Source organism: Paenibacillus sp. FSL H7-0323, from assembly GCF_038002725.1.
In the GTDB taxonomy this organism is placed as follows: domain Bacteria; phylum Bacillota; class Bacilli; order Paenibacillales; family Paenibacillaceae; genus Paenibacillus_AQ; species Paenibacillus_AQ odorifer.
In genome coordinates, this window is record NZ_JBBODB010000001.1 from 2,869,926 (window position 1) to 2,883,078 (window position 13,153).

16 protein-coding genes are annotated in these 13,153 nt (G+C 46.3%); 2 read left to right on the top strand and 14 right to left on the bottom strand.

Annotation, left to right across the window (positions count from 1 at the left end; all coding sequences use genetic code 11):
* Positions 1–77: 77 nt before the first annotated feature.
* From MHH89_RS13120 to MHH89_RS13160, 9 genes are all read right to left on the bottom strand, one after another.
* Positions 78–995 (bottom strand): SpoIIIAH-like family protein, encoded by a 918-nt coding sequence (locus tag MHH89_RS13120; protein WP_076278399.1) that lies wholly within the window; start codon positions 993–995, stop codon positions 78–80.
* Between the two features lie 67 nt (positions 996–1,062).
* Positions 1,063–1,707, bottom strand: a complete 645-nt coding sequence (spoIIIAG, locus tag MHH89_RS13125; protein ID WP_076134498.1) for a stage III sporulation protein AG — start codon at positions 1,705–1,707, stop codon at positions 1,063–1,065.
* A 43-nt stretch (positions 1,708–1,750) separates the two neighbouring features.
* On the bottom strand, positions 1,751–2,527 hold the full coding sequence (gene spoIIIAF, locus MHH89_RS13130; RefSeq protein WP_076310096.1) for a stage III sporulation protein AF: 777 nt from the start codon (positions 2,525–2,527) through the stop codon (positions 1,751–1,753).
* Positions 2,528–2,554: 27 nt separating this feature from the next.
* Positions 2,555–3,787: a stage III sporulation protein AE gene (spoIIIAE, locus tag MHH89_RS13135; RefSeq protein WP_076281386.1), complete on the bottom strand. Its 1,233-nt coding sequence runs from the start codon at positions 3,785–3,787 to the stop codon at positions 2,555–2,557.
* Between the two features lie 44 nt (positions 3,788–3,831).
* Positions 3,832–4,221 carry a stage III sporulation protein AD gene (gene spoIIIAD, locus MHH89_RS13140; protein WP_036682847.1) on the bottom strand — a complete coding sequence of 130 codons (390 nt, stop codon included), beginning with the start codon at positions 4,219–4,221 and terminating at the stop codon, positions 3,832–3,834.
* A gap of 7 nt (positions 4,222–4,228) precedes the next feature.
* Positions 4,229–4,432 (bottom strand): stage III sporulation protein AC, encoded by a 204-nt coding sequence (spoIIIAC, locus tag MHH89_RS13145; RefSeq protein WP_036682849.1) that lies wholly within the window; start codon positions 4,430–4,432, stop codon positions 4,229–4,231.
* A 13-nt stretch (positions 4,433–4,445) separates the two neighbouring features.
* Positions 4,446–4,964, bottom strand: a complete 519-nt coding sequence (gene spoIIIAB / locus MHH89_RS13150) for a stage III sporulation protein SpoIIIAB (RefSeq protein ID WP_076104383.1) — start codon at positions 4,962–4,964, stop codon at positions 4,446–4,448.
* Positions 4,957–5,958 carry a stage III sporulation protein AA gene (gene spoIIIAA, locus MHH89_RS13155; RefSeq protein ID WP_076129644.1) on the bottom strand — a complete coding sequence of 334 codons (1,002 nt, stop codon included), beginning with the start codon at positions 5,956–5,958 and terminating at the stop codon, positions 4,957–4,959. The genes spoIIIAB and spoIIIAA overlap by 8 nt, the downstream gene beginning before the upstream one ends.
* An 82-nt stretch (positions 5,959–6,040) precedes the next feature.
* Positions 6,041–6,304 (bottom strand): YqhV family protein, encoded by a 264-nt coding sequence (locus MHH89_RS13160; protein ID WP_371915730.1) that lies wholly within the window; start codon positions 6,302–6,304, stop codon positions 6,041–6,043.
* A 302-nt stretch (positions 6,305–6,606) separates the two neighbouring features.
* Here MHH89_RS13160 and MHH89_RS13165 point away from each other — a divergent pair, with 302 nt between their 5' ends.
* Complete coding sequence (locus tag MHH89_RS13165) at positions 6,607–7,473, top strand: YitT family protein (protein ID WP_081382367.1); 867 nt, start codon at positions 6,607–6,609, stop codon at positions 7,471–7,473.
* Positions 7,474–7,607: 134 nt separating this feature from the next.
* Here MHH89_RS13165 and MHH89_RS13170 read toward each other — a convergent pair whose 3' ends face one another.
* The 5 genes from MHH89_RS13170 to MHH89_RS13190 all read right to left on the bottom strand — a co-directional run bounded on the left by MHH89_RS13170 (position 7,608) and on the right by MHH89_RS13190 (position 11,991).
* Positions 7,608–8,861, bottom strand: coding sequence for an aspartate kinase (locus MHH89_RS13170; RefSeq protein ID WP_036682855.1), 1,254 nt, complete (start codon positions 8,859–8,861; stop codon positions 7,608–7,610).
* A gap of 193 nt (positions 8,862–9,054) precedes the next feature.
* Positions 9,055–9,603 carry a dihydrofolate reductase family protein gene (locus tag MHH89_RS13175; protein ID WP_076310097.1) on the bottom strand — a complete coding sequence of 183 codons (549 nt, stop codon included), beginning with the start codon at positions 9,601–9,603 and terminating at the stop codon, positions 9,055–9,057.
* A gap of 147 nt (positions 9,604–9,750) precedes the next feature.
* Positions 9,751–10,308: an elongation factor P gene (efp, locus tag MHH89_RS13180; RefSeq protein WP_038572538.1), complete on the bottom strand. Its 558-nt coding sequence runs from the start codon at positions 10,306–10,308 to the stop codon at positions 9,751–9,753.
* A gap of 46 nt (positions 10,309–10,354) precedes the next feature.
* Positions 10,355–11,425 carry a M24 family metallopeptidase gene (locus MHH89_RS13185; RefSeq protein WP_036682862.1) on the bottom strand — a complete coding sequence of 357 codons (1,071 nt, stop codon included), beginning with the start codon at positions 11,423–11,425 and terminating at the stop codon, positions 10,355–10,357.
* 74 nt (positions 11,426–11,499) lie between these two features.
* Complete coding sequence (locus MHH89_RS13190) at positions 11,500–11,991, bottom strand: YqhR family membrane protein (RefSeq protein WP_036682865.1); 492 nt, start codon at positions 11,989–11,991, stop codon at positions 11,500–11,502.
* Positions 11,992–12,198: 207 nt separating this feature from the next.
* On the opposite strand from MHH89_RS13190, the gene MHH89_RS13195 reads away from it, so the two are divergent.
* Entirely contained in the window at positions 12,199–13,146 is a 948-nt protein-coding gene (locus MHH89_RS13195) for a DUF1385 domain-containing protein (RefSeq protein WP_094901946.1), read from the top strand.
* The last annotated feature ends 7 nt before the right edge of the window (positions 13,147–13,153 follow it).

Genomic DNA, 13,153 nt, shown 5'->3' on the forward strand with positions numbered 1-13,153 from the left:
ATCACAATCGGTAAAAATGGAAAGAGCCCGGGGCAACCCGAGCTCTTTCGTCATTTTTCTTTTAATTATACAGCTTATTATTGCTCAGAAACGTATTGCACACTAATTTTATCTTGAGATACACTCAGTTCCTTCATTACGAGATCCACGATGCTGACCGCTTGCTTTACATCCAGTTTGTCGCTGAGAACGACTACTTTATAGCTGTCTCCAGCTTCTTCCTTTACAATCGCTTCGCCATATTTTTGTTGAAGCTGTTCTTCGATACCGGTAATTTTGGATTCTTTTTCTTCAAGATTAAGAAGTTGTTCTTGAGCGACTGCGTTATCAGCAGGTGTTTTGTCCATGTCATTAATCAAAGCAAGCAAGTCTTGTTGGTTCTTAAGATTCTTTTGCTCACGTTCATAAAGGTAGTTAGTGAACATGCTGCTCGCCGATACACTTTGAGAAGCTACTTCATCGAGAATTTCTTTGTCATTTTTAGCTGGAGTCTTGGTTGTTGTATTTGCGGCTGTATCTTTAGCAGATGTATCTGTTTTCGCGGCATCTTTAGCAGCAGTGTCGGTTGTTGCCTTCTCTGAGTCACTGCTATTTGCGGCAGCTTTACTGCTATCGTCCTTAGCAGCTGTAGTTGTACTTTCGTCCGTTTTAGCAGTAGTAGTGCTATCATCCGTTTTAGCGGTAGCAGCACTGTCATCCGTTTTGGCGGCAGTAGCGCTGTCGTCCGTAGTAGCGGCGCCAGTAGTGCTATCTACAACGCCTTCATCGGCAACAACATCGCCTTGACTAACAACTTCGTTCACAACAACACCTTTGTCACCAACCGTTGGCAACGCTGCACCTGCTGTGTCTTTCAGGGAATCAACCTGCATTGTGCCAGCCGTGTCTTTTGGAATCGAAGCACCTGAGTCTTCAGTGAATAAATAGTATGCAGAGAGGACCACCATCAAGCTAAGCATAGAAACCAACCATATCGTTTGTCTTTTGCCGTTCATTCCTAATTCCTCCTAAAATTTAATCTAGTGGCTGCTTCGGAAGCACTCACTTATTGACTTTCTCCTGCTACTCTTGTTTGCGTGGTACTACTGAAATGCGCTGGATCGGGACGTTCAAGCCTTTTTCTATAGCCTGCTCGACAAGTCCACGAACAACCTTGTTCTCTGCCCCTTTGGCAACTACCAGTACGCCGCGTACCTGAGGTTTGATTCGCTTCGTCACGATGGGTGTCTCGTCCCCTGATTGCGAGTAGGTTACGATTTCGCCATCCCTCGTATATTGTGTCGTATGACGTTTCCCCCCACTGGCATCCGTCTCTTCACTAAGCTGTTGGGAGTCATTCATATTACGCACCACGACAATTTCTTCTGTAGACTCCACTGTAACCATGATATCGACTGTACCGACGCCAACGATTTTCTCCAAAATTTCCTTCATCCGGTTCTCCATCGCTAGTTCGATGCTGTCGAACGAATTGGTCGTTGTGGTTGGATCACTCTGCACCAGCGCCGTTTGAGAGGACTGATTCACCGGCGGCTCACGCCCTGTATTCTCGTTATCAATCCTCTTCACATTGACGAAGGAATTGAATAGCATGATCGCTGCGCCCAGCAGACCCAGAATGATCAGCCAGCGAAAGGTATGGCTTCTCTTCGGACTGCCGGCCCCACCCCCAGCCCACTGCTCAAGCTTTTTCAGCCAATTGCCCACTCCCATCCCTCCTAAAAATTATAGTTTCTTAGAAATATCAAGCTCATGATTTGACGTTACTAGTCAAGCTGCCATCCACCTGAATGACTTTGGGATCCAAATCCCACTTCAGTTCCAGCAGCTTTACAATGGACTCCATTTCACTCGCGGACGCGCTGTCTTCAGCTACAGTTCCGTTCACTGCTTTATTAGGTTCAGCTGATGATGTTGCTTCACTCTCTACGTTATCTGCCGGATTAGCGCCAATTTTAACTTCTACAGGTGCTACAGGAGAGATTGTAATGGGTGCTGTAGTCGCTGTGCTGGAAGCTCCGGAAGTACCCGGGGAGTTAGCCGTTGTCTGAGGCATAGAGACCCTTACATTGGAAATGACAGGAACGTCTTCGTTACCAGTGCCGCCAGACTTCCCCATGCCCAGCGTTACGGTGACATTAACCCCGCGTTTGCCGGTCTCACTGATAATCTGCTCTTTCATCTGACCCGCCACCTCTTCGGCAGCGAGCTGCAGACTCTGTTCCTGACGGCCTTGTGCAAGCTTTTGCCCATCTGCCAAAATCTGTTCCAAGGATGGGTCTCCTTTCCCTCCGCCAGTGAACAAACCGCCCTCTTTCTCTTGCTGTCCCATAGCGACACTCAGTTCGGAGATTGCATCACCTTTCAGGAGAGAGACGATAGGGCTGAGCATCGTGAGCAGGATTAGGAGACTTAGCACCAATCTTGCATAACGCTCCATGGATTTGCTTGGGAGCAGCAATTCAACAAATGACGCCAACAGCACAACCAGGATGATCTCCCGCAGCCAACCGCCCAACCAGCTCATGGTTTCCCTCCTAAAGGTTTTGTTGCTTCACCTCATCATCACGGTCAAATTGCCCGCAGTCAGCATGATCGTAACCGCCATAAAAAACATTAAGGAAACAGCAGCCAAAGCAGCGAACACGTATACCATGCTTTTTCCAATCGTCTGGAGACAGACCACAATCGGCGTCTCTCCCAGCGGCTGCATCACAGCGGCAGCTATATTGTAGATAAGGGCAAGTACCAGGATTTTGATTGCCGGAAAAGCACACAGGAACAATATGATAATGACACCCGATAACCCGATCGCATTCTTCACCAGCAGTGAAGCTGAGATTACTGTGTCTGTGGCATCCGCGAACATTTTGCCGATGACCGGAACAAAATTCCCTGTAATATATTTAGCGGCCCGAATGGTGACCCCATCCGTTACTGAGCTTGTTATCCCTCGAACGGAAATTACACCTAAGAACACAGTTAGCAGTACACCTAACAGTCCAGCACCGATGTTTCGCAGCAGATTAGCCAGCTGCGTTAGTTTATATTTCTCCGACAATGCGCTGACCAGATGCAGCACAGCCGAGAAGAACAGAAGCGGAAAAACAAGGGTGTGGATCATGGTGCCAACCGTATGAATCATAAAAACAATTAACGGATGGGTGACGGAGACCGTAACGATATTCCCCATCGAAGCCAGCAGCGCGAACAGCAGTGGAATCATCGCCATCATGAAATCGATCATCCGATCGATAGCATCCTTTGCATAACCAATAGCGATATTGAAGCTGTTCACGGCAATTACCAGCACCACCATATAACAGAGCGTATAAGCGACCTTACTGACCGTTTTTCGCTCAAAAGCGGTTTGCAGCGTCTCCAGAATCATGCTGAGCACACTGATCATCACAATCGTCACGAGCAGCTTTCCGTTGTACAGCACCTCATGCCACATAAAGCCTAGAAGCCCAGATAACACACCCTTCAAGCTGAGCCCCTTATCTCCTGGAAGCAGCATGTCCATTAGCGTAGGTGTGGCCCCGTCCGGGAAAAAACCACCATAATCCTTCATCAGCTGATCCCAGTACGACTCGACTTTATCTTTTGGCAAATTATTCACCTGGCTCTTGACCCACTGGTCTACCGGGGAGGAACTGCCGGATTCTGGTGTTGAGGAAGCTTGCACACTCTGTGCTGTACCTGCAAACCATAGAATGAAAAATAATGGAAGCAGCAGCAGTATTATTTTTAGTTTTGGAGGACGGAAAACACTGCGCTCTTGCATAATTTCTCCTCCCGATCCGTTGCTCAGCTCTCTTTACGATTGCTTTAAGCAGGCAGTAGTTTCATGACGGTTTCGATAATGATGCTGATGATGGGTACGGCTAGTACCATAATTAGTACTTTGCCGGCGAGTTCTATTTTGGAAGCAATCGATTCCTGACCGGCATCTCGTACAATTTGTGCACCGAACTCCGCGATATAGGAAATGCCGATGATTTTGAAAACAGTCTTCAAATAAATCATTTCCATCCCCGATGACTCAGCCACCCGCTCTAGTGTAGAGAGGATCATTCCGATCTTGCCGATCAGAAACATAAAAATTAGAATTCCTGTTGTAGTAGCAAGAAGGAAGGCGAACATCGGTTTTTGTTCCTTCAGTACGAGAATCAATATGGTCGATATCAGCCCAATCCCAACAACTTGAATAATCTCCATAGCACGCCTATTGAAAAAGAAAGATCGTTTTTATTTCCTGCAGCAACCCGTCCAGCATCCGAATCACCATGAACAGCACGACTACGAACCCGATCACGGTGACCCAATGTGCGAAATCCTCTTTTCCCATCTGTTTGAGCACCGTGTGGATCATGGCGATAATTATGCCAATGCCGGCAATTTGAAAAATCGCATTGACTTCAATATTCATTCCTGGCACCTCGCTAAAAGATCAAAATGACGATCAGTACTCCAAGCAGCAGACCCAGGCTTTTACTTAACTTTTCATATTTGCCTTGATCCTCTCTGGCCACCGACTCCTCCTGCTTCAATTGCTGCAATGCTAACGCGATATGAGTGCTCTGATTCGACCTATCGCTTGTGCCGAGAGTACAGCTGAGCTGGCGAAGAATCTCTCTTTCTGTCCCCTTCATAGCGGTAGACTTCCAATATGCTTCCATCGCCCGCTGGATGGCATCCTGGGCGCTTCTGTCATAGGGAGGACTCATCTCCTCCGCTGTTTTGACAAACAACGATTTCAGCGGATCCTTCGACTGATTCCCAATCCGCCGCATGGCTTCCGGCAGTGGGGTGAAGCCGTACATGATCTCTGTTTCCAACCGCTGTAGTGCTGCTATTAAACCTCTGATATGTCTGGGCCTGTCTGCATATTGACGAGCAAACTGGAGACCTGCAAGCGTACCAGCCACCACAATGAGCACAGCACCGAACAGCTTAAGCATGCAAATCACCGCCTAGTCGATCCCCGGGAGAGATAAGCAGCATTCCTCTTTTCTGGCCATCCAGAATACGAAACGTGAGGCCTGCTTCTGAACGATGGAGTATGACATATCTCTCGAACATCTTTTGTTCCAGCAGTCCTCCAAGACCCGGCCTACGAGCCAACTCTGTTACATCTTTTCCGTGAGCGGAAGCAATGACAGATATGCCGGCATGCAGTGCCTCGGTAACTGCTTCGGCATCTTCCGGACGCCCAATCTCATCCGCGATTAATACATCTGGCGATAGCGACCGGATCATCATCATCATGCCTTCTGCCTTGGGACACCCATCAAGAACGTCTGTCCGAGGACCCACGTCAAAGGCGGGAACACCACGCCGGCTGCCAGCAATTTCAGACCGTTCGTCAACAATTCCCACCTTCAGCCCCGGTCTAATCCCTTCGCGCTTGCCCAATTCCCCTAAGGAGATTTGTCTTGCAAGATCGCGGAGTAGGGTAGTCTTGCCATGTTGTGGAGGGGAGAGAATCAAGGTGTGCATCATTCGCTGCCGCCCCTTGTCCAGTAAATAAGGCAGCACTCCATCTGCGATTCCAGGTACCTCACGAGCAATACGGACATTAAAGCCAGTGATATCACGAAGATGCTCTACACCTCCGCCACTCAGTACTGTCCGGCCAGCAAGTCCTATCCGATGACCGCCGGGAATCGTAATAAATCCTTTTCTCAGCTCTTCTTCCATCGTATATAGCGAATGGTTGCTGATCAGGTCTAGCAGTCGATGAGTGTCTTCCCGATCCGGCTTGTAAGCTTCTTCAGGCCTCTGCGTCAAACTGCCATTCACTCTTAGAAAGTGATATTTACCAGAGTAGTTAATTTCCAGCGGACGACCTTCACGGACACGAATCTCCTCCACCATTCCTAGCAGCGGAAGGGGAAGGCACTTTAACAGCGCTCTTACTTTTTCAGGAAACAATTGCAGCCAATCATCTGCCATACAAAGTACCCCCAAGCTGTCCTCTACTTAATTGCTTTATTCCATATTTATGCTTGTACGCGCCCAATATGCCTATCATCTATCATTTTTTCAAAATCCCGATTAAGAGAAAGGCTACACCGCAGCCCACCCAGCCTAATTTGCTCCACGACAGCTGCTGTGCCATCCCAGTCAGGCCAATAGCTGTCGTCAATATCAATATGGTCGGGCCTACCAAAGCCAGTCCAGAATTGACAGCCAGTGCCTTATCGACCTGATTTAATCTGAGCATTATCAGCGCAGCTATAATCTCTGCACTGCCCGAGAACAACCGCAGAGTTGCCATCCAGCTTACATACTTGTCCAATCTACTCCACTCCTTTTACTAATTCATTCATACCAAAAGAGATCTGAGGCTTGTTTAGCTTTCTATTACTCATGGATATGCGTGGCTTTTTCACTTTAGACAATGAGAAATGACAGATTTGCTGATCAGACTGTGAAAGAATTCATAGTGAGTGGGTTCATAAATAAATATAATCAGTACGATAAAATAATTTTTACGAACGCCTTCATCTGTGGTATCCTTTTTAATTGGAAATATAGTGAGTTTATATTTTCAAAAAAAGGCAAACTAAAAAGACATAAGAAAAAGAGGGGATTTGTGTCATGCACGTACGAAATTACGGGCTACCGCTCAGCATGCGGTCCGTAGTCAGACCAGTAAGAGAAGCGGCAATCATTATTTTTTCAGCTTTTTTAGTCGCCGCAGGGATGAGATTATTTCTAATTCCTCATCAACTGCTAAGCGGCGGGGTAGCAGGGGTGGCTTCAGTCATCGGGTATGTAACTAATCCGAAGTACATCTCAATCATTTATTTTGCGATAAACCTTCCTGTTCTGATCTGGGGATTTATTGCAGTGGGGAAAAAGTACATCTTACTAAGCATGCTTTCCGTTTTAGCTACCACCTGGTTCATGACAATTATTCCTGCGGTAAAAGTGACCAAAGACCCGATTTTGGCTAGTATTTTTGGCGGCGTAATTATTGCTGGCGGGGTTGGATTTTCTCTCCGTGCCGGGGGTTCATCTGGAGGATTTGATATATTAGGCTCGATTATTACACGTAAGCGGGATATTCCTATTGGGAATGTACTCTTCGTAATGGATGGGATCGTTATTCTGAGTTTAGGCTTCTTTAAAAGCTGGGACTCAGCCTTATACGCTATGCTCTGTATTTTTGTGAAAAGCAGAGTGGTTGATATGATTCATATTCGTCATGTTAAGCTAACCTGCTTCATTGTTACCAAGGAACGGGATAAAATGCTGAATCGTCTTAGAGAGCTGCCTCATGGCATCACAGTAGTCAACGCAGAGGGCGGTTACAGTCACGAGGGCAATACAATGCTGATGACCGTAACGACCCGCTATGAGCTGTCAGAGCTGCGTAAGACTATCCTTGAGACGGATCCAAGCTCTTTCGTCAATGTACTTGAGACTGTTGAAATTCTAGGCCGGTTTAGACGTTTAGGATAAATACCCATATAGATGTAAAAAGGAACGCTGCATTCAAACCTGCAGCGTTCCTTTTCATTTATTGCTGATGCCCAAAAAGGAGACCCCGTAGCTAAATAGCTGTAGGATCTCCCTTTTTATTGATTGAACGGCTCTTAACGACGATCCTTAGGACCACCAACAAAGGCCTGCTCAGTTGTATCCAGATTATAAGCGGTGTGAAGCGCCTGAATGATCGATGGCAAATTGCCGGATTCGATTACACAAGAAACCTTAATCTCAGACGTGCTGACCATCTTAATACTTACGCCCTCTTGGGAGAGCACATCAAACATTTGAGCCGCAACACCAGGATGGCTAACCATACCCGCGCCAACAATAGAAACCTTCACAAGGTTATCCTCGGACGTTACTTCACGGTAAGGTAAAGTTTTATGGATTTCTTTAATGACTTCCTTCGCACGGTCCAGTTCATCAAGTGAAACTGTAAATGAGAAGTCAGCCTGCTCATTCTGCACACCACTTTGTACTATGATATCAACATTTACGCCTTCTTCAGCCAGCTTGCCGAAGACTTGAGCAAGTACACCCGGTACATCAGGTACTCCTAGAATACTGACACGTGCTACATTCTTATCATAAGCAATCCCACTAACTACGACTCCTTGCTCCATGCTTGCTTCCTCCTTCACAACAGTACCTTCATTATGATTAAAGCTCGATCTAACGACCAGCTTAACTTGATGACGCTTAGCATACTCCACTGCACGCGGATGTAGTACCGCCGCTCCCAGATTGGCAAGCTCTAGCATCTCATCGTATGAGATTTCGTTCAGCTTGCGTGCTGTTTTCACAATGCGTGGATCTGTAGAATAGATACCATCAACGTCAGTATAAATCTCACATACATCTGCTTGAATAGCAGCCGCAAGGGCTACAGCTGTCGTGTCCGATCCTCCGCGGCCCAGGGTAGTGATCTCACCATCCAAAGTCATCCCTTGGAAACCGGCAACGATAACGATCTGTTCGCGTTCCAAAGACGCTACTACACGGTGTGGATCAATATCATTGATACGAGCTCTACCGTGGGTTTCGTCTGTACGGAACCCGGCCTGCCATCCTGTATAAGATACTGCATTCCGCCCGATCCCATGAAGAGCTATGGACAAAAGAGCAACGGAAATCTGCTCTCCTGTTGTCATCAGCATATCCATTTCACGTGCAGGCGGCTGCCCGTTTAATTGCTTCGCCGTATCGATCAAATCATCTGTTGTATCCCCCATAGCAGATACAACTACAACGCAGCGATGTCCCTCATCCTGCTTGTCTGCGATGCGCTTGGCAACACGTTGCATGCGTTCTGTGTCGCCGACGGAGCTGCCTCCGAATTTCATAACATAAAGTGACAAAGTCCCACTCACTCCCCATATCGGTCTATGTAGTTGCTTCTAATCGGTTTCCCGCTTTAAACCAGTATAATACGAAAATAGCGTAATGCGTTAATGATTTCATTAAAAAATTATTGATTTTCCAGAAGCTAACAAAAAGATAAGGTCAGCTTCAAGACACTAGCTGACCTCATTTCACTCGTCTTCCAGTTTTTTATTGAGAAGCTGGTCGATAAGTCAAGGCCATCACTCCAGAACTGAATCTTTTGGAGTCCACTAGCTCCAAAGTCTTCTCTTCACCAACGTTTTCGAACAGGCGCTGACCGCTACCCAGCAGAATCGGGAAGACCAGAAGCTGATATTCATCGACAAGGCCAAGCTGCATCAGGCTCTGCGCAAGCGTACGACTGCCAAAAACGAGAATATCTCTCCCCGGCTGCTCCTTCAGCTTGGACACCTCCTGAGCAAGATTGCCCTTGATCAAGCTTGAATTGCTCCATGTTGTTTCTTCGAGAGTTGTGGAGACTACGTACTTAGCGTATCCATTCATCATTTCACCGTACTCACCTGTCTGCTCAACCATATTTGGCCAAGCCTCTGCAAAACCTTCGTAGGTTGTCCGTCCTAACATTAGAGCGTCAGCAGCTTTCAGTTCAGCAAACTTGAAATGCTCCTGTTCTTCACTTCCGAATGAGAAGGTCCATTGTGGATTTTCCATAACACCATCAAGGGATATGAACTCAGATATAATTAATTTTCTCATATGCGCCTCCTTCTAATCCTTTAATTCGTAAGTATAACATTCCACACCCATACTGTTCCTCATGCATCCTCGTTTATATACCAAAAACCCCCCACCGTAATAACGGGGGAGGCTGATTGGTTATAAGTTCGGCAAGTATGATGCTTCCTACGCGCGGGAGATATATTTACCTTCGCGAGTATCAATAAGCAGCACATCTCCTTCATTGATGAACAGAGGAACTTGTACAGAATGACCTGTTTCAAGCTTGGCCGATTTAGTAGCGCCTTGAGCAGTATTTCCCTTCACACCTGGCTCAGTTTCAACAACCTTCAGCTCTACGCTGGTAGGCAGGTTAATCCCAAGGATTTCACCTTGGTAACTGATGATGTTTACAGTCATGTTCTCTTTAAGGAAGTTCAATTCCCATTCAAGCTGCTTGCTGGACAATTCGAATTGGTCATAAGTTTCGTTGTCCATGAAAGCATGCTCCGATCCGCTTGCATACAAATATTGCACGCCACGGTTCTCAATAATAGCACGGCCAATAGTTTCACCAGCACGGAAAGTACGCTCAACAGTGTTACCATTGCGCAGGTTTTTCAGCTTAGAGCGAACGAACGCAGCACCTTTACCTGGTTTAACGTGCTGGAAATCAAGAACGGTAAAAATATCACCGTCCACCTCTACGGTCAAGCCTGTCTTAAAATCGTTTACTGAAATCACTAAAAATCCCTCCTGAATTCGATAATTAAACTACTACTTTTCTTACTTACAGTACTGTATATTCTTTGGACGAATGGGTCAGCAGCGATATTCCGCTCTCGGTGATCACAATATCGTCTTCAATACGTACTCCGCCAATCCCCGGCAAATAGATACCTGGTTCTACAGTAACGACCATTCCCGGCTGCATGATATCGTCACTCAGCTTGGACAAACGCGGCCATTCATGAACTTCCATTCCAAGTCCATGACCCGTGCTATGTCCAAATTGATCACCATATCCGTAGCTAGCGATGATATCACGTGCCAGTGCATCACATTCCCGTCCAGTCATACCCGGTTTGATATGTGCCAACGTATGTAGCTGAGCTTCCAGCACAATATCATAGATTTCTTTCAGCTTCGGATCTGGAGCTCCGAGTGCAATGGTACGAGTCACATCTGAGCAGTATCCATCGAGTAATGCACCGAAATCAAGCGTAATAAATTCATTACCTTGAATTACACGGCTGCTTGCTACGCCATGCGGCATGGACGAACGTTCACCTGAAGCAACAATCGTATCAAACGATGACGCAGTTGCCCCGTGGGTACGCATATAGAATTCCATTTCCAAATCGACGTCTCTTTCAGTCATGCCTGGTTTGATCACATTCAGAATATGATTGAATGTAGCATCAGCCAGATCAGCTGCACGTTGCATAACAGCAAGCTCTTCAGCATCCTTGAACATACGGAGGTCTTCCACGGCTTTGGAAACTGGAACTAACACTGCCGGCTTAAGGGCTTCCGCATATGAGGTATAAGCGCTGAATGAGACATCATCCTGTTCGAAACCAACACGTACCTCACTGCCTGTTGGCAGCAACTCGCGTACTGTATCAATAAATTTAGGACCATGCTCTACAACCTTAACTCCTACCGCTTGATCCGCAGCCTGTGTCATGTACCTGAAGTCAGTTAGCAGATAACAATCATCGCTTGTCACCAATACATAACCGGACGATCCGGTAAATCCACTTAAATAGCGGCGGTTATAACCGCTGGTTATCAACATTGCTTCCAATCCTTTATCCTGCAAAACCTTACGCAGCTTGGAGACGCGCTCGTTACCCATTTTCATTCTCCTCTCGAAATAGCCACATTGTATTTTAACATAGGGATATCCCCTTGAGAAGTTTTTTCGAGCCGTTAGGCAAGTGCAGTCGCTTGCTCACGCTTTCGTTCGTCGGTATACTCAATCGCCGCTGTGTATCCAATGAACATCCCCCAAAGTAAAAAAAGGCAGAACTCACTAATCACAGTGTTCCACGGCAGCTTAAAAGGCGGCTGCATAAGAAACATTTGCGAGCCGGGAATAAATATAACTACCCACCACAAAACACCATAAACCAATCCTGGCCAAGGTCCCTTCAGCTTGCGCAGAATAAGCACATATAGCAGTGAGGCTATCACTGAAAATAAGATGAAAAACAAATAACCCACGAGATGTCCATACATTGTCGTCAGAAAAGTATGTTTAAAAAACGGCTCTGCTAAATAACCAGGACTAACCTTGGTAAAGCTGAACCAGTAGATTAACCAGTGCAGCCCTCCCCAAATCAAACCTGCGAAAAAACCTAATTCGAGCGCAAAAAACCAAATATTAGTATGATCTGATTGTTGTTGATGTGATTTGCTCATAGAATTGCCTCTCTTTCCGTATTTTTAATACCGATTTGTCTCTCCTTGTCCATATAAGGTAGTATGTGCAGCAAAAGGCGATCCAACTAGTAATGTCTTCAAAAATTAGTTACAATGTATTATATAAATCATATTAATTACGGGAAGGTGAATTGGTTGTCCCAGGAAACTCCCAGCTATGGCGGCCAAGCCGTCATTGAAGGCGTCATGTTCGGCGGCAAGCATATTAATGTAACAGCCGTGCGACGAAAGAATCAGGAGATTACATTTTTGGAGGTGCCAAGAAGCGATAAGAGCTGGGTCACTAAACTGCGCAAGATTCCGCTGCTTCGCGGCCTTGTCAGTATTATAGATGCCAGCGCCAAAGGCTCTAAGCACTTGAACTATTCGGCTGAATCCTATGCCGAAGATGAATTGGAACCCGAAGAACTGGCGAAAGAGAAAGCTAAGCCGAAGAAAAAGGACGAAGGCTGGAGCCTCGGAATGATTTTTGGCGTTGCTGTAATGGGTATTCTCTCCTTCTTATTCGGAAAGCTCATTTTTACGCTTGTACCAGTATTTGTCGAAGATTTTTTATTCAAGAATGCATTTGATAACTATGTACTGCACAACCTCATAGAAGGCGGCATTAAAATGGTTCTCTTGCTGGTCTATTTATGGGCGATTTCGCAAACACCTGTGATCAAGCGGCTATTCCAGTATCACGGTGCGGAACACAAAGTCATCAGCGCCTTTGAAGCAGGCGAAGAGCTGACTGTCCAGAACGTTCAGAAATATAGCCGTCTGCATTACCGCTGCGGAAGCAGTTTTATGATGCTGACGATTATCCTCGGCGTTATTATTTACTCCGTAGTACCCTGGGATAATCTTTGGGAACGTGTGATCCAACGGATTATTCTGCTGCCTGTCGTAATCGGTGTTTCGTTTGAGGTTCTGAAGGGTACCAACGCAGTAAGAGAAATTCCAGGTCTCAAATACTTGGGATACCCTGGACTATGGCTGCAGCTGCTCACTACCAAAGAACCAAAGGATGATCAGGTAGAAGTATCCATCGCCTCTTTCAATCGTATGCGTGAGCTTGATGCAGAGATTGAAGCCAGAGGATATACGGAGGCAAGTGTGTCAGGCGGCATATTGGATCCTGCGAAAGGATGAGTGTCCT